At 62.1% G+C, this 16248-nt stretch carries 14 protein-coding genes; 2 read left to right on the top strand and 12 right to left on the bottom strand.

The window, feature by feature from the left end; all coding sequences use genetic code 11:
• Positions 1-21: 21 nt before the first annotated feature.
• Positions 22-684 carry an HAD-IA family hydrolase gene (locus BKX96_RS24160; protein WP_046815937.1) on the bottom strand — a complete coding sequence of 221 codons (663 nt, stop codon included), beginning with the start codon at positions 682-684 and terminating at the stop codon, positions 22-24.
• Positions 671-1633 (bottom strand): 23S rRNA pseudouridine(955/2504/2580) synthase RluC, encoded by a 963-nt coding sequence (gene rluC, locus BKX96_RS24155; RefSeq protein WP_046815936.1) that lies wholly within the window; start codon positions 1631-1633, stop codon positions 671-673. The genes BKX96_RS24160 and rluC overlap by 14 nt, the downstream gene beginning before the upstream one ends.
• Positions 1634-2334: 701 nt before the next feature.
• Between rluC and rne the strand changes: the two genes are divergently transcribed.
• On the top strand, positions 2335-5574 hold the full coding sequence (gene rne, locus BKX96_RS24145) for a ribonuclease E (protein WP_077185639.1): 3240 nt from the start codon (positions 2335-2337) through the stop codon (positions 5572-5574).
• Positions 5575-5653: 79 nt separating this feature from the next.
• On the opposite strand, the gene BKX96_RS24140 is transcribed toward rne, so the two are convergent.
• The 10 genes from BKX96_RS24140 to BKX96_RS24095 form a co-directional block, all read right to left on the bottom strand.
• On the bottom strand, positions 5654-7969 hold the full coding sequence (locus BKX96_RS24140) for a xanthine dehydrogenase family protein molybdopterin-binding subunit (RefSeq protein ID WP_077185638.1): 2316 nt from the start codon (positions 7967-7969) through the stop codon (positions 5654-5656).
• Positions 7966-8436 carry a (2Fe-2S)-binding protein gene (locus BKX96_RS24135; protein WP_077185637.1) on the bottom strand — a complete coding sequence of 157 codons (471 nt, stop codon included), beginning with the start codon at positions 8434-8436 and terminating at the stop codon, positions 7966-7968. Before BKX96_RS24135 ends, BKX96_RS24140 begins: the two co-directional genes overlap by 4 nt.
• 241 nt (positions 8437-8677) lie before the next feature.
• Positions 8678-9697 (bottom strand): UDP-N-acetylmuramate dehydrogenase, encoded by a 1020-nt coding sequence (gene murB / locus BKX96_RS24130; protein ID WP_077185636.1) that lies wholly within the window; start codon positions 9695-9697, stop codon positions 8678-8680.
• The gene (locus BKX96_RS24125) at positions 9694-10158 is read right to left on the bottom strand and encodes a low molecular weight protein-tyrosine-phosphatase (RefSeq protein ID WP_046817685.1); all 465 of its coding nucleotides are present in this window, start codon (positions 10156-10158) and stop codon (positions 9694-9696) included. The genes murB and BKX96_RS24125 overlap by 4 nt, the downstream gene beginning before the upstream one ends.
• A complete protein-coding gene (gene kdsB / locus BKX96_RS24120; RefSeq protein ID WP_046817686.1) occupies positions 10158-10922 on the bottom strand; it encodes a 3-deoxy-manno-octulosonate cytidylyltransferase in 765 nt (254 codons plus the stop codon). The genes BKX96_RS24125 and kdsB overlap by 1 nt, the downstream gene beginning before the upstream one ends.
• Positions 10919-11104 (bottom strand): Trm112 family protein, encoded by a 186-nt coding sequence (locus BKX96_RS24115; protein ID WP_007945752.1) that lies wholly within the window; start codon positions 11102-11104, stop codon positions 10919-10921. Before BKX96_RS24115 ends, kdsB begins: the two co-directional genes overlap by 4 nt.
• Positions 11105-11129: 25 nt before the next feature.
• Positions 11130-12140, bottom strand: a complete 1011-nt coding sequence (gene lpxK, locus BKX96_RS24110; RefSeq protein ID WP_046817687.1) for a tetraacyldisaccharide 4'-kinase — start codon at positions 12138-12140, stop codon at positions 11130-11132.
• Positions 12140-12568, bottom strand: a complete 429-nt coding sequence (gene pocB, locus BKX96_RS24105) for a flagellar polar localization protein PocB (RefSeq protein ID WP_046817688.1) — start codon at positions 12566-12568, stop codon at positions 12140-12142. Before pocB ends, lpxK begins: the two co-directional genes overlap by 1 nt.
• A complete protein-coding gene (gene pocA, locus BKX96_RS24100; RefSeq protein ID WP_046817689.1) occupies positions 12565-13200 on the bottom strand; it encodes a flagellar polar localization protein PocA in 636 nt (211 codons plus the stop codon). Before pocA ends, pocB begins: the two co-directional genes overlap by 4 nt.
• A 98-nt stretch (positions 13201-13298) precedes the next feature.
• Entirely contained in the window at positions 13299-15533 is a 2235-nt protein-coding gene (locus BKX96_RS24095; protein WP_077185634.1) for a DNA internalization-related competence protein ComEC/Rec2, read from the bottom strand.
• Between the two features lie 136 nt (positions 15534-15669).
• On the opposite strand from BKX96_RS24095, the gene BKX96_RS24090 reads away from it, so the two are divergent.
• Complete coding sequence (locus BKX96_RS24090) at positions 15670-16185, top strand: DUF2062 domain-containing protein (RefSeq protein ID WP_046817691.1); 516 nt, start codon at positions 15670-15672, stop codon at positions 16183-16185.
• Positions 16186-16248: the final 63 nt, after the last annotated feature.

Below are 16248 nucleotides of genomic sequence, written 5' to 3'. Positions count from 1 at the left end.
ATCTACCCCAGCAATAACGTATTAAGCCCGCTGACCCAGCCAGGCGTGCAATTGTTCAAAACGATCGATGGTCAGTCGCGGCTCGTAGAGTTTCAGCGCGTCGATCGACTGCGCGCCGTAGCTGACCGCCACCGAATCCATGCCGGCATTGCGGGCCATCTGCAGATCGAAGGATGAATCGCCAACCATCAGCGCCTGACCCGCACAGACCTTACAATGGGCCAGTATCTGCTCCAGCATCAACGGATGGGGCTTGCTGGCCGTCTCGTCGGCGGCACGGGTGATATCGAAGTAATCTTCCCAACCGTGCGACTTCAGCACCCGATCCAGCCCGCGTCGGGCCTTGCCCGTAGCCACGGCCAAGTGATAACCCTCGGCACGAAAGGCCTCGAGCGATTCCACCACGCCCTCGAACAGGGGCGAAGGTTCCGCCTCCGAGGCGATGTAGTGGTCGGCGTAGTGCTGGCGAAAGGCAATCAGCTCGGCATCGCCAATGTCGGGATACAGGGTACGGATCGCCTCCGGCAGCCCCAGGCCGATGATGCCCTTGACGGCAAAGTCATCGCACTGCGCAAACCCGGACCGCTGCGATGCCACATGCATCGCCTCGACAATCCGACCAATGGAATCGGCCAATGTGCCGTCCCAATCGAAAATCAGCAGTTTGTAATCAGATGGGCGCACTCAATCGCTCCACGGTCTTGGCCCACATCTCGTCGACCGGGGCCTGCAACTTCAGCTCGCCGCCATCGGGCAGCGGCACGGTCAGCATGTAGGCATGCAGGAACAGGCGCTTTCCGCCCAGATCGCGGATTTCCTTGCTGAAACCTTCCTCACCATATTTAGTGTCGCCAGCAATGCAATGCCCCGCGTGCAGGGTGTGGACACGGATCTGGTGAGTGCGGCCGGTAATCGGCTTGGCTTCGATCAGGGTGGCGAAGTCGCCGAAGCGGCGCAGGACCTTGAACACGGTCACGGACTCCTTGCCCTCCTCCTCGTCGACCTCGACCATGCGCTCGCCGGAGCGCAGGTTGCTCTTGCCCAGCGGCGCGCGGATTTGCTTGATCGAGCTGGCCCAGTTGCCGCGCACCAGCGCCATGTAGCGCTTGTCGACGCCATCACCGCGCAACGCGGTGTGCAAGTGACGCAACATGCTGCGCTTCTTGGCGATCATCAACAGGCCGGAGGTATCACGGTCGAGACGGTGAACCAGCTCGAGCTCCTTGCAATCGGGGCGCAACTGACGAAAGGCTTCGATCACGCCGAACGTCAGGCCGCTACCGCCGTGAACCGCAATGCCGGCGGGCTTGTTGATCACGATCAGGGCCTTGTCTTCGAAGACAATCGAGGCCTCCAGGCGCTGCAGCAGCCCCTGGGCCAGCGGCACCGGTTCGTCGCGCTCTGGCACGCGAACAGGTGGCACGCGCACGATATCGCCCGCCTGCAGCTTGTATTCGGGCTTGATCCGGCCTTTGTTCACTCGCACTTCGCCTTTGCGCAAAATGCGGTAAATCAAGGTCTTGGGCACGCCTTTGAGCCGAGCGAGAAGGAAATTGTCAATACGTTGGCCGGCATATTCCGGCGAGACCTCAAGCAGTTGTACGCCTGGAGTCGGGGGGGTAGTCGTCGTCATGGCGCGGATGATAACAATTTTTTATGGAATTGAAGCACTTAATCATTGCTGCTATAGTCGCGAACGCCGCCAAAAGCGGCCTGGACAGCGGACCAACGGTCAAAAACCGGCCCTGACCAACGCAATTCACCAGGACGCGAGGCCGTCCTACGGGGCTTTCGCTACGTAACGGTGGAGTTTGCAGGTGTAACAAGCGCAGGTGACATGAGGCCTGAATCAAGCCGCAGAACAGAGTTTTGACTCGTCTTGCGAGTGAATATTCATGGCCAGTTCACAAAGTGCAGTCAGCTGCGAATGACCCCGAGCGAATGCTTCGGAAACAACGCCTAAATTAGCCATGATGCGTGACCTCCCCTTTCGGAGCTCACGGTAAATGCCAACCCGCTGCGGATTCTGCGCGCGGCAGCACCCGAATTATCAGGGATACGTGTAGGGTGGAGATGCACAACCGCTGGCCTGTGTAGCAATAGGCTTTATCAAGACGCTTCATCTCGTCCACAGCCGCCGGTTGATTCCTCCTCCTGACTGAGTGCTTAAGTAGCCACAGCAAGCAGGACGCGTACGTCGCGACGAAGGCCCACATTGGCCGGACATCGCTGGACACGGGAATGGCCAACCACTCCCGACGCACCTGACACCGACCATGAGAAGTCGTGTGTGCCGAACGCCGTTTCCGGCAGCCCGGAAACCGACGGTACTACATGAAAAGAATGCTGATTAACGCAACTCAACCCGAAGAGTTGCGTGTTGCACTGGTAGATGGCCAACGCCTCTACGACCTGGACATCGAATCCGGTGCACGCGAGCAGAAGAAGGCCAACATCTATAAAGGCCGGATTACTCGCATCGAACCAAGCCTTGAGGCTGCCTTTGTCGATTTCGGCTCTGAGCGCCACGGCTTCCTGCCCCTCAAAGAAATCTCCCGCGAATACTTCAAGAAAACCCCCGAAGGCCGCGTCAACATCAAGGACGTCCTGAGCGAAGGCCAGGAAGTCATCGTTCAGGTCGAAAAAGAAGAACGTGGCAACAAGGGCGCAGCCCTGACCACCTTCATCAGCCTGGCCGGTCGTTACCTGGTCCTGATGCCGAACAACCCGCGTGCCGGCGGTATTTCCCGTCGCATCGAAGGTGAAGAGCGCAACGAACTGCGTGAAGCCCTCAATGGCCTGGTTGCCCCGGCCGACATGGGCCTGATCGTGCGCACTGCCGGCCTGGGCCGCAGCAGCGAAGAAATGCAGTGGGACCTCGATTACCTGCTGCAACTCTGGACCGCCATCAAAGAAGCCTCGCTGGATCGTTCCGCGCCGTTCCTGATCTACCAGGAAAGCAACGTGATCATCCGCGCGATCCGCGATTACCTGCGCCAGGACATCGGCGAAGTGCTGATCGACAGCGTTGAAGCCCAGGACGAAGCCCTGACCTTCATCCGCCAGGTGATGCCGCAGTACGCCAGCAAGATCAAGCTGTACGAAGACAGCGTTCCGCTGTTCAACCGCTTCCAGATCGAAAGCCAGATCGAAACCGCCTTCCAGCGCGTGGTCGAACTGCCTTCCGGTGGTTCCATCGTTATCGACCCGACCGAAGCCCTGGTGTCCATCGACATCAACTCGGCACGCGCCACCAAGGGCAGCGATATCGAAGAAACCGCCCTGCAGACCAACCTTGAAGCTGCCGAAGAAATCGCCCGTCAGTTGCGCCTGCGCGACATCGGCGGCCTGATCGTCATCGACTTCATCGACATGACCCCTGCCAAGAACCAGCGCGCCGTGGAAGAGAAAGTCCGCGAATGCCTGGAAGCCGACCGCGCTCGCGTGCAAGTCGGTCGCATCTCGCGCTTCGGCCTGCTGGAAATGTCCCGTCAGCGCCTGCGTCCATCCCTGGGCGAAAGCAGCGGCATCGTTTGCCCGCGTTGCAACGGTACCGGCATCATCCGTGACGTTGAATCGCTGTCCCTGGCGATCCTGCGCCTGATCGAAGAAGAAGCCCTGAAAGACCGTACCGCCGAAGTTCGTGCACAAGTGCCGATCCCGGTGGCCGCGTTCCTGCTCAACGAAAAACGCAACTCGATCACCAAGATCGAACTGCGCACCCGTGCCCGCATCGTCATCCTGCCGAACGATCACCTCGAGACGCCGCACTTCGAAGTGCAGCGCCTGCGTGATGACAGCCCGGAAGCCGCGATCAACCAGTCCAGCTACGAAATCGCCGCTGCCGCTGCCGAAGTGGAAGAAGTGCAGCCAGCTGCCGCGACCCGCACCCTGGTTCGCCAGGAAGCTGCGGTCAAGACGGCTCCGGCCCGCGCCAACGCTCCGGTTCCAACCGAAGTCGTCGCCGCTCCGGTCGCCGCACCGGTGGCCGCACCAGAGCCAAGCCTGTTCAAAGGCCTGGTGAAGTCGCTGGTCAGCCTGTTCGCTACCAAGGAAGAGCCTGTGGCTCCTGCCGTGGTCGAAAAACCAGCTGCCACCGAACGCCCGGCCCGTAGCAACGAAGAGCGTCGCAACGGCCGCCAGCAGAGCCGCAACCGTAACGGTCGCCGCGATGAAGAGCGCAAGCCGCGTGAAGAACGCGCCCCCCGTGAGGAACGCGCCCCCCGCGAGCCCCGCGAAGAGCGCCAGCCACGGGAAGTACGCGAGCCTCGCGAGACCCGCGAAGAAACCCCGGTAGTCGCCCGCGAAGAACGCGCACCACGCCCGCCACGTGAAGAACGTGCACCCCGCGCCCCACGTGAAGATCGCAAGCCACGTGGCGAGCGTGAAGAGCGTGTGCGTGAACTGCGCGAGCCTCTGGATGCTGTCGCTCCTGCCGCTGCCGCTACTGCAACCGCAACCGCAACCGCAGCCACTGAAGAGCGCCCGGCCCGTCCGCCACGGGAAGAACGTGCTCCACGTCCACCACGTGAAGAACGTCAACCACGTGCCGAACAAGCGGCTGCCGTTGCTGAAGAAGAGCTGACCGGCAACGAAGAGCAACTGCAGGAAGACGGTCAGGAAGGCGCCGAAGGCGATCGCCCACGCCGCCGCTCCCGTGGCCAGCGTCGTCGCAGCAACCGTCGCGAGCGTCAGCGTGACGCCAACGGTAACGTGATCGAAGGTTCGGATGAGTCCGACGCCGGCGAGAGCAATGAAGCGCCAAGCACGTCCGACCTGGCCGCTGGCCTGGCTGTTACTGCAGCCGTTGCCAGCACCGTGATCAGCGCTCCAGCTGAAGCACAGGCCAACGAGCAAGCCGAACGCGCTACTGCCGCCACCCTGGAATCGGCTCCGGTCGAAGCACCGGTTGTGGAAGCAACGACTGCGGTCGAAGCCACCGCATCGCCGGAAATCGAAGTGGCACCCGCGCAAGAAGCACAGCCAGTGGTTGAAGCGGCCGCCGAGCCTGCCGTGGTTGCAGAACCGGTTAGCGAAAGCGTGACTGAAACCGTGACCGAAGCCGTTCGTGAAGTTCGCGAAGAGCAAACCGCATTCAACTGGGTTGCCGAGCCAGCCGTCGTCGAAACGCCTGCTCCAGCGCCAGTCGCTGAAGCCGAAGTAGCGCCAGCGTTGGTCTCCGAGCCGGTTGTCGCGGCTGCCGAGCCTGCTCCAGTGGTTGAAGCGCCGGTTGTTGCCGAAGTGGCCGCTCCAGTGGTCGAAACAGCCCCGGTCAGCGCCCTGACGCCAAGTGGCCGTGCGCCGAACGACCCACGTGAAGTGCGTCGCCGCAAGCGTGAAGAAGAGCGTCTGCAGCGGGAAGCCGAATTGGCGGCCGCTGCTGCTCCGGTTGTCGCTGACGAACCAGCACCGGTTGTTGCCGAAGTGGTCGAGGCAGCTCCTGCCCCGGCTGCCGAAGTCGCTGCCGAGCCGGTTGAGTCAGTGATTGCCGAAGCCCCTCGCTCCGTTCAGGAAGCGGTTGAGCAACACGAGCAAGCCAAGGAAAAAGAGCACGAGCCTAAACCTCTCGTCTGATTCCCTCGGCTATTGAAAAGCCCCGCCTGGTCATCCAGGCGGGGCTTTTTTATGCCTGCTGTCTCGTCCTGAACAAGGTTTAAACCGCCTGCCAGCCTTGCAGTTGATAACGGATCGGCAGGTTGCGGATGCGCTTGCCGGTAGCGGCAAAGATCGCATTGCACAGGGCCGGAGCGATCGGCGGCACACCCGGCTCCCCCACACCGCCCAAAGGTACGTCGCCCGGCGGCGTGACCAGGTGCACCGCGACTTCCTTGGGTGCCAGGGACATGCGCGCCACTTCATACATATGGAAGTTGTCTTGCTGGACCTTGCCGTCCTTGAAGCTGATTTCACCCAGCACCGTATTGCCCAGCCCCATGACACAAGCACCTTCGAACTGCGAACGAATCCGCTCGGGATTGATCTGCGGTCCGCAATCGACGGCGATGTCAGCCTTGTGCACGATCAAGGTGCCGTCGTCCTTGACCTCGACGTCGATCACCGCCGCCACGTAGGTCACGAAGCTGTAATGCACCGCCAGGCCCAGGCCCCGGCCCTTGGGCAACTCGCGCCCCCAGCCGGCGGCCTTGGCGGCAGTTTCCAGTACCGTTCGCAAGCGCGCGGTGTCGATGGGATAACGTTCGGGCGATTCACCGTAGTTCCATTCTTCACTCAAGGTACGTGGATCGATCTGACGGTCCGGGCCGAGCAGTCTGACCTGGTACTTGAGCGGGTCYTCCCCGGCCTTGTGCGCCAGTTCATCGATGAAGCTCTGGATCGCAAAACCGTGGGGGATGTTCGACACCGAGCGATACCAGCCCACCCGCGTGTGGACGGTGGCCTCCGGATTTTCCAGGCGGATGTTGGGAATCGCGTAGGCCATGTTCTTGAAGCCCATACCCAGTTCAGCCGCGCCCTGATGAAGGACATTGGGCGTAAACAACGCGGTCATGCTCGGCGCCACCGTGCGATGCAACCAGCTGGAGGGCAGGCCATCCTTGCCCAGGATGGCCTTGAGATATTGCAACGAAACAGTGTGCAGATACCCGCAGTGAAGATCGTCTTCCCGCGTCCACTGCACACGCACCGCCCTACCCGGCAAGGCCCTGGCCAGAATCGCAGCCTCGATGACGTAGTCCGGCTTGGCCTTGCGACCAAACCCGCCCCCCAGCAAGGTGACATTGACCGTGACCTGTTCAACGGCAATCCCAAGACGCTCGGCAACGGTATCCCGCGCCCGCTGGGGCGACTGAACCGGCGCCCAGATCTCGCAGCCCCGATCGGAGAAACGGGCGACAGCGACCATCGGCTCCATCGGTGCGTGGGCCAGGTGCGGCATATAGTAAGTGGCTTGAAGCGTGCGATCTGGATTCGAGATCAGGTCTTCGATCTTGCCGTTTTCGCGCACCACTTTACCGGGCTTGAGCGAGGCGGCCTCCAGCGCTTTGCGGTAGGCGATCGAGTCGTAGCCGGCGTTGGGGCCGTCGTCCCATTGGATTTTCAGTGCCTCGCGCCCCTTGATCGCTGCCCAGGTGTTGCTGGCGACCACCGCCACTCCGCCCAGCGGCTGGAATCCGGAGGGTAACGGGCGGGTTTCCAGGGGCATGACGTGGGTCACGCCCGGGACTTTCAGCGCAGCGCTGGCATCGAAGCCCTTGACCTTGCCGCCGTAGACCGCGGGCCGCGCAATGGTGGCGAACAGCATGCCGTCGAAATGCACGTCAGCCCCATAAATCGCCTGACCCCGCACAATGTCTTCGCCGTCGATGGCAACGCTCGACGCTGATCCGATATAACGAAACTGCGACGGCTGTTTGAGTCGCAAGCTGTCCCGTGCCGGCACGGCCAGGGTGCTTGCGGCGATGGCCAGGGCGCCATACTCCAGTTCGCGCCCGGAGGGCGTGTGGATGACTTTATGCAGCTGCGCATGACACTCGCCGATCGGCACTTTCCATTGGTCGGCAGCGGCCTGCTCCAGCATGGTCCGCGCGGCGGCCCCACAGCGGCGCATCGGCTCGTACCAGTGGCGCATGCTGCGCGAACCGTCGGTATTCTGATTGCCGTAACGCACCTCGTCGCCCGGCGCCTGCTGCACCTTGACCCGCGTCCAATCGGCTTCCAGTTCATCGGCCACCACTCGCCCCACACTCGTCCGAATCCCCTGGCCCATTTCCGAACGGTTACAGACCACCGTCACCGTGCCATCGGTGGCAATGCTTACGTAGATTTTGGGGTCGTCGACCCAGCCGTTGGGCATGCCGTCGGCACCGAACTTTTTCTGCGCCTCTTCGGCAAACGCGTCCTGCCARCCCCAGCTCGCGGCGACCACCAGCGCACTGGCGGCGCCCACGCCCTTGAGGAAACCACGCCGACTGAGGTTGCTCAGGGCGAAATCATCGGGTAACCGGCTCATGCCTTGGCCTCCTTCAGGTGAGTGGATGCCTGGCGRATGGCGGTCTTGATCCGGTTGTAGGTGCCGCAGCGGCAGATATTGCCGACCATCGCCTCTTCGATCTGCTCATCGCTCGGGTTCGGATGGGTCTTGAGCAGCGCGGTGGCGGACATGATCTGCCCACCCTGGCAGTAGCCGCACTGGGCCACGGCCGTATCGAGCCAGGCCTGCTGCACGACCTTGCCGACCGGGTCGGCCTGCAGGTTGTCGATGGTGGTGACGTTCTGGCCGACGACCGAGCCGATCGGCGTGATGCAACTGCGCGCCGGGGCACCTTCGATATGAATGGTGCAGGCGCCGCAAAGGCCCATGCCGCAGCCAAACTTGGTGCCGTTGTAACCGGCCACGTCACGGATCGCCCAGAGCAAGGGCATGTCCTCGGTGACATCGAGCGAATGGTCTTGACCGTTGAGTTTAAGGGTAATCATGGGCACGCCCGCATAGTGCTTGGGTGATGGGGTCGAGCAATCTGCCGCTGGATCTTGGGTGGATGACGCAGATCGACTCAGGCTAATGGGCTCTCTTGTGCGAACAGACACGTCTGCACCGGGCCTTTGGTGGAGCAAATGCTTGCATCGTCAGCAGGGCAGGTTAAGCCTGCATTAACAAAAAAGCCCTGCACAACTTGAGTTATGCAGGGCTTTGACAATCCGTCATGAAAGCTTAGCTTCAATATCGGTTGGGCTCCATTTCCAGATCGACATGGAAACGCTCTGAAATATCTTTCTGGATGCGCTGTGCCAGGCTCAGCAGCTGTAAACCGGTCGCACTGCCATAGTTGACCAGCACCAAGGCTTGCATTTTGTGCACGCCGGCATCGGCATCACGAAACCCTTTCCACCCTGCCCGCTCGATCAACCAGCCAGCTGCCAGCTTCATCTGCCCATCGGGTTGCGCGTACGCCACCAGGTCCGGATATTCGCCCTTGAGCTGTGCGACCAGCGCCGCTGGCACCAGGGGATTTTTGAAAAAGCTGCCGGCATTGCCGAGTACCGCCGGGTCCGGGAGTTTCTCGTTGCGAATGCTGCAGATGGCTTGGCTGACGTCCGTGGCCGTCGGATGGTCGATACCCTGCTCGGTCAGGCGCTGACGCACAGGTCCGTATTCCAGGTGCAGGTGTGCCGTGCGATCGAGGATGAAACGCACGCGCAGGATCAGCCAGCGCCCAGGCTCCTGCTTGAACAGGCTATCGCGGTAAGCGAAGTTGCACTCCTGCAGGCTGAAGTCGCGCAACTCGCCACTGTGGCGATCAAGGGCGGTCAGGCCGGCGAACACGTCCTTGATCTCCACGCCATAGGCGCCGATGTTCTGCATGGGCGCGGCGCCCACGGTGCCGGGAATCAAGCTGAGGTTTTCCAGGCCCGACAAGCCCTGCACCAAGGTGTGTTGCACGAACGGGTGCCATGGCTCGCCCGCTTCGGCTTCAATCACGACTTTGCTGCCATCGTCGCTGATCACGCGTATACCACGGGTGGCCATGCGCAGCACCAGCGATTCAACGTCGGCTGTCAGCAGCAAATTGCTGCCACCGCCGATCACCAGCAAGGGCACCTGATGCTCCCGCGCATAGGCCAGGGCCTCACTCACATCGGCATCGCTGTGGGCCTCGGCAAACAGTCGGGCCTGGACATCCACGCCAAAGCTGTTGAACGGCTTGAGCGAGACCCCTGATCGCAGTTGCAAACTCATAACCGTTCCTTCAGTTCGATCACCAGCAGGTCACTGGCGCGCTCAATCAGGTCCAGCACCATTTCAAAGCCGTATTCACTGTCGTTATACGGGTCCGGGACTTCATCGATATACAAGGGGTAGCGACGCAGGAACAGGTCCAGTTCCGCTCTGGCGTTGGCCGGTTGCAGATCCATGAGGTGGCGCAAGTTGCTGTTGTCCATCGCCAGGATCAGGTCGTACTCGGCGAAATCGGCACGGGTGACCTGCTGGGCGCGCTGGGCGGACAAATCATAACCACGCTTTTTCGCCGCTGCCTGGCTGCGCTTGTCCGGGGCACTGCCCACGTGCCAGTCGCCGGTACCGGCGGAGGCCACTTCGACTTGATCGGCCAACCCCGCTTCGCGCAATTTATACCGCAGTACGCCTTCGGCCGTGGGTGAACGGCAGATATTGCCCAGGCAGACAAACAGAACCCGCATCAGGCCTCCAGCAGGCGACGAACGCGCTCAAGGTCTTCAAGGGTATCGACACCGGCCGGCGGCGCGATCAGCGCATCGGCGACGTGAATCCGCACTCCGTGCCACAAGGCTCGCAGCTGTTCCAGGCACTCGGTGTTTTCCAGCCAGCACGGGCCCCAGCTGACGAAGTCATGGAGGAAACCGGCGCGGTAGGCATAAATGCCGATGTGGCGGCGATACGGCACACCTTGCGGCATTTGCTCGAGGCTCTTGGCGAAGGTGTCACGTGCCCATGGCAAAGTAGCGCGACTGAAGGTCAGTGCCAGGCCATTGAGGTCGCTGACAACCTTGACCACGTTGGTGTTGAACAGGCTCTCGACGTCTTCGATCGGCTCGGCCAGCGTGGCCATGCGCGCTTCAGGGTGGGCCGCCAGGTTGACGGCCACCTGATCGATGACACTCGGCGGGATCAGCGGTTCGTCACCCTGGACGTTGACCACGATGGCATCAGGCGCCAGGCCCAGCTTCGCCGCGACTTCTGCCAGGCGATCGGTGCCGGAGTTGTGATCTACGCGGGTCATCACCACTTGCGCACCAAAGCCTTCGCAGGCCTGGGCGATGCGCGCATCGTCCGTGGCCACGACCACACGCTCGGCGCTGCTTTTGCACGCCTGTTCCCACACGTGCTGGATCATCGGCTTGCCGGCGATCAACAGCAGTGGCTTGCCCGGCAGACGGGTCGAGGCATAACGCGCAGGAATAACAACGGTAAAGGCTGTAGTCATTTATCCAGACGCTCGTCGGTGGTCAGGGTGCGGGCTTCGGTTTCGAGCATGACCGGGATGCCGTCGCGAATCGGGTACGCAAGGCCAGCGCCCTTGCTGATCAGCTCGGTCTTGTCGGCGCTGAGCTTGAGCGGACCTTTGCAGACCGGGCAAGCGAGGATGTCGAGCAATTTGGTGTCCATGAACATTCCCTGGATAGAAACGGAGTTAAGGCAAAAGACGAGCCGGCAACAGGCGCATCAACTGTGTATCGAACCAGGCCGTGAAGGCTGGCGACGGCACAGCGTCGACCGCCAGGTACCACCAGTCGGCGGCGGCGAAGGCACGGCACTTCACCGCGTCCTTTTCAGTCATCACCAATGGCAATGGCGGATTGAAATTCAAGGCCTGCACGCTGTATTCGGCGTGGTCGGCGAACGCATGCGGGACCGGCTGCCAGTGTAACGTTTCAAGGGTCTTGAAGAAACGCTGCGGGTTACCGATCCCGGCCACGGCATGCAGCGCCTGGCCCGCGGGAAAGTGATCGAGCGGGCGCCGTTCGCCGCTTTGCAGGTTGACCAGTGCTGTCGGTTGCAACTGGAAGGCAAAGCCGTCGTCGCTGTCGGCCGTGGCGCCGTTGTAGAGCACCGCGTCGACACTTTGCAGACGCTCGACCGGCTCACGCAATGGCCCGGCCGGCAAGCAACGCCGGTTACCCAAGCCACGGGCAGCGTCGATCAGCACCAGCTCCAGATCCCGAGCCAGACGGTAATGCTGCATGCCGTCATCGGACAGGATCAGGTCCAGCGGTTCACTGGCCAGCAAGGCTTCGACCGCGCGACTGCGATCCGGATCGATCATCAATGGCACCCCGGTACGCTGCACGATCAACAGTGGCTCATCGCCAGCGATGTCGGCGCTTTGATCCGCCTCGACCCGCCACGGCAATTGCGCAGGCTTCGCGCCGTAACCGCGGCTGACCACGCCAACCCGCAAGCCACTGCGTTGACAGTGCTGGATCATCCACAGGATCAGCGGGGTCTTGCCGGTGCCGCCGACGGTGATGTTGCCCACCACGATCAGCGGGACCGGGGGCTGATAGATCTCACCCTCGCCCGCCAGAAAGCGCTTGCGCTTGTTGTTGACCACGCGCCGGTACAGCCACTCCAGCGGCTGCAGCAGTTTCAGGGCCGGATGCCCCCGGTACCACGCGGCGAGCAGGCGATCGGACATGGCCATCAGGGCGCGGGCGGCGCCGCCTCGACTGTGGTCATGCGCAAATGGCTGAAGCCGAGCTTGCCGGCGGCGTCCATGGCGGTGATGACCGACTGATGCTGGGATTTTCCGTCGGCGCTGATGGACAGCGGCCGGCTGGTGTCGCCATTGGATTGTTTCTGCAGGGCATCCATCAACGTTGCCAGGTCGCTTTTGGGCAATACCTGGTTGTTCACCGAGAACACCCCGTCGGCGCTGATCGCGATATCCAACTGCCGGGTCTGGTCATCGGAAGGCGCGCCGCTGACCGCTTCGGGCAGATCGACGCGCAATTGGGTTTCACGAGTGAACGTCGTGGTCACGACAAAAAACAGCAGCAGGATAAACACCACGTCGATCAGCGACGCGAGGTTGATGTCCACATTCTCCCGTTGCTTGCGGCGGAATTTCACGCTTTGCCCCCCGCCAGGTCCACGTCACGATCACCCTGCACGACTTCGACCAGCTTGATCGCCTCCTGCTCCATGCCTACCACCAGCTCATCGATCCGGCGTTGCAGGAAACGGTGGAAGAATACCGACGGGATACCGACCATCAAGCCGGCGGCCGTGGTGATCAGTGCCTTGGAGATACCCCCGGCCAACACGGCGGCGTTGGTGGCCATGCCCGTGCCCATGAACGCACTGAAAATATCGATCATGCCCAGCACCGTACCCAGCAGCCCCAGCAAAGGGGCCATGGCGGCGATGGTGCCAAGGGCATTGATGTAGCGCTCCAGCTCATGGATGACCCGCGCGGCGGCCTCTTCGATACACTCCTTCATGATCTCGCGACCATGCCGGGAGTTGGCCAGGCCTGCGGCCAGGATCTCGCCCAACGGCGAATTGGCACGCAGCTCCTTGAGCTTTTCCTTGTTCAGTTGCTTGTCCTTGATCCAGACCCAGACCTGCCCGAGCAAATGCTCAGGGGTCACGCGACTGGCTCGCAGGGTCCACAGACGTTCGGCAACGATTGCCATTGCCGCGATGGAACTCAGGATGATCGGCAGCATCATCCAGCCGCCGGATTTGACCAATTCCCACACAGTGACAGTCCCCTCGAAAAAGTGCGCCACTCTAACATAGGGGGTGGGCGCACCGAAGACCGTGATGTCGCATCCGGTCGCCCTTTGATCACTTCCGGCTATTTGCTCGAGGGTGGCGGATCGCGCCAGAAGCGCCGTTCCTGACGCATCGAGCGCGGCGCTTCGAAACGCCCCAGTTGCAGATGAACGGCACCTTGCAGCGCACTGTCATAGATCGCCGTCCCGCGATTTCGATAGCGCTCAATCACAACGGAGTGTGGATGGCCGAACGAGTTGCCCTGCCCACGGGAGATCAGCGCCGCCCTGGGCTGCAGGACGTTGAGCAGCGCCATCGAAGACGAACTGCGACTACCGTGATGCGGTGCCTGCAACCAATCGGTGGGCACGGCCAGTGGACTGTCGAGCAGCGCGCGCTCGGCGCTGCTGTCTATGTCACCGCTAAGCAGCAAGCGCTCGCCATTGGCCTCGATCTGCAACACGCAGGAATTCTGGTTGCTGTCCCTGGCCTGTGGCCAATGCCATAGTTGGAAACTGACCCCATCCCACATCCATTGTCGGCCACTCTCGCAACCCTCGGCCTGCAACCCGGCAGGCAGGTCGGCAGGTTCTCCGCTGAGCACCCGCTTCACCGGCAACCCATCGGCGACTGCACGGGCGCCACCGGCATGATCGGCATGGGCATGGCTGATCAACATCAGGTCGAGTTCCTTCACGCCCAGTTTCCGTAGTGCTGGAAGGACGACCCGTGCCCCCTGGTCGAGATCACGAAAACGCGGACCCGCGTCATACAGCAGCGTGTGATGGCGTGTGCGCACCATGATCGCCAACCCTTGGCCAACATCCAGCTGCCAGACCTCGGCAATACCCTCGGGCAGCATCGGTCGCGGGGGGAACACCAGGAGCAGCAGCAACGGCCAGCCTAGCGGACGCATGGGTACGCCTCGCGGCAGCAGCAACAGAAAGGCGCCGAAAGTACCGATGCCCCAAACCCACAGGGGGATCGCTGCGGGCACCCACGCGGGAGCCTTGCCCGCGACCACGGCCAGCCCGGTAAACAGCCAATCGATCAAACCGCCCGCCAGCCACAGCAACCACTCGCCGACGTAGGGCATCGGCAACAACAGAGTCCCGAGCAAGGCCGGGGGCAGCACCACCAGGCTGATCCAGGGCACCGCCAGCAGATTGACCAGCGGCCCGCTGAGGCTGATCGGCAACCCCAGGACCAGCAGAAACGGGCCAAGGCCAATAGCGATCAGCCACTGGGCACGGGTCCAGGTTTGCCACCATGGCCAGGGCCCCAGGCGGCCACCGAACGTGAAGATCAACACCGCCACCGCTGCGAAAGACAACCAGAAACCTGGTTGCAGGCTCGCCAACGGGTCCATCAGCAAGACGCCATCGAGTGCCAGCAACAGAGGCCACCAGGCACCCAGGTGACGAAAACGCACGCGCCACAGCAGCACCAGGCCAATCATCAGGCAAGCTCGGCGAACCGGCACTTCGAAGCCGGCCAACAGCCCATAGCCAAGGGCCGCCAGAAAAGCCAGGCCACAGGCCCAGGGCAACCATGGCAGACGCGCCGGCCACAATCCATAACGGGCAAGCCCGGCGATCAACAGATAGACCAGTCCCGCCAACAAGCCGACGTGTTGCCCGGAAATCACCAGCAGATGAACGGTGCCGGTGTCTTGCAACACCTGCCATTCCTCGCGACTGAGTCCCGCGCCGTCACCCAGCACCAAGGCCGTCAGTACGCCTGTTCGACCTTGAGTGTCCACGGCCTGTAGCCGCTGGCGGACACCGTCGCGCAAGGCCCACCGGGCTGGCGCGAGTCGCTCCCCGGCCTTGACGGTTCCGGTCGCACCGATACGTTGCGCCAACAGCCAGGCCTCATAGTCGAAGGCATGGGGATTGAGCAATCCCACAGGTCGCTTCAGCTTGACCGCCAGCCGCCAGCGTTCGCCGCTGTTGACCGGCGGGCCGTCGTACCAGGCCAGGCGCAAATGTCGCGGCAGGTCGCTGCGGCGTGACTGGCTGTCGCTCAGTTCAAAACGCACCACACCCTCGGCGTTCTGCGGCAACCCGGTGACCCGTCCTTCGAGCCAGCGCGTTTCCCCGTCGAGGCCCGGCGCCAGCCGATCATCCAGGGCCCACTGTGCATGGGCGCAGGCCCAACTCAGGCCGAACAGGAAAAACGCCGCCGGATACGTCCTGAACGGCAGCAACATCAAGCCGGCCACCGGCATCGATAACCACAACCAGACCGGCGGTAACACCGGCAAAAAACGCAGGGCCAGCAGACCCAACGCCAGCGCCATCATCCCTGTGCGCATAAGCTCGTCCTTGAGAGTCCCGTCCCTAGGCATAGTCCGCGCAGGGCACGTCCGTCGTTAACAATTGTCACAAAGTCTGAATGGGCGCTTCATGGAATCCAGACATACTTGCCGACCTGACCGACCGAGAAGCCTTATGCCCCGGCGATTATTCAAACGCTACATGCCAGACCCGACCAGCATCAGGGAACACAAGTCCTTACGCTTTCTCGGCACCCTGCTGCATGACCCGAACCTCTGGCACCTCAATCGCCATTCCGTGGCCCGGGCCATGGCGGTCGGCCTGTTCGCGGCATTCCTGCCGATTCCATTGCAGATGCTGGTGGCGGCGATTTTCGCGATCATCGTGCGTGGCAACATGCCGATTGCGGTTAGCCTGGTCTGGCTGACCAACCCGATCACCATGCCGGCCGTGTTCTTCTGCACCTACCAGACCGGTGCCTGGCTGATGGACGTTCCTGCACGGCATCTGCCGGACGAGCTGACCTGGGAATGGATCAGCGGCGAGCTCTCGACCCTGTGGCAGCCGTTTTTGCTGGGGTCGGTGGTGACAGGGTTGGTGCTGGGGGCGTTGGCCTATTTCATAGTCATGATGTATTGGCGCTGGTGGGTGGCGCGACAATGGCGGCGGCGCAAGCAAAGTCGGCTGTGACAATGCAAAACGGCGCCTTCAGGCGCCGTTTTGATTTGAAATGCGGCAGCTCACAGGGGAACG

The organism is Pseudomonas putida (genome assembly GCF_001976065.1).
GTDB classification, from domain to species: domain Bacteria; phylum Pseudomonadota; class Gammaproteobacteria; order Pseudomonadales; family Pseudomonadaceae; genus Aquipseudomonas; species Aquipseudomonas serbica.
Note: the sequence above shows the minus strand (reverse complement) of the source record. Positions and strands in the feature narration are given on the sequence as shown.

Bases quoted from the DNA above. Each gene is read 5' to 3' on its own strand.
- rluC (WP_046815936.1), bottom strand. From the start codon at position 1,633: ATGACGACGACTACCCCCCCGACTCCAGGCGTACAACTGCTTGAGGTC.
- lpxK (WP_046817687.1), bottom strand. From the start codon at position 12,140: ATGGCCATGTCCGATCGCCTGCTCGCCGCGTGGTACCGGGGGCATCCG.
- murB (WP_077185636.1), bottom strand. From the start codon at position 9,697: ATGAGTTTGCAACTGCGATCAGGGGTCTCGCTCAAGCCGTTCAACAGC.
- BKX96_RS24125 (WP_046817685.1), bottom strand. From the start codon at position 10,158: ATGCGGGTTCTGTTTGTCTGCCTGGGCAATATCTGCCGTTCACCCACG.
- BKX96_RS24090 (WP_046817691.1), top strand. From the start codon at position 15,670: ATGCCCCGGCGATTATTCAAACGCTACATGCCAGACCCGACCAGCATC.
- rne (WP_077185639.1), top strand. From the start codon at position 2,335: ATGAAAAGAATGCTGATTAACGCAACTCAACCCGAAGAGTTGCGTGTT.
- kdsB (WP_046817686.1), bottom strand. From the start codon at position 10,922: ATGACTACAGCCTTTACCGTTGTTATTCCTGCGCGTTATGCCTCGACC.
- BKX96_RS24095 (WP_077185634.1), bottom strand. From the start codon at position 15,533: ATGCGCACAGGGATGATGGCGCTGGCGTTGGGTCTGCTGGCCCTGCGT.
- BKX96_RS24115 (WP_007945752.1), bottom strand. From the start codon at position 11,104: ATGGACACCAAATTGCTCGACATCCTCGCTTGCCCGGTCTGCAAAGGT.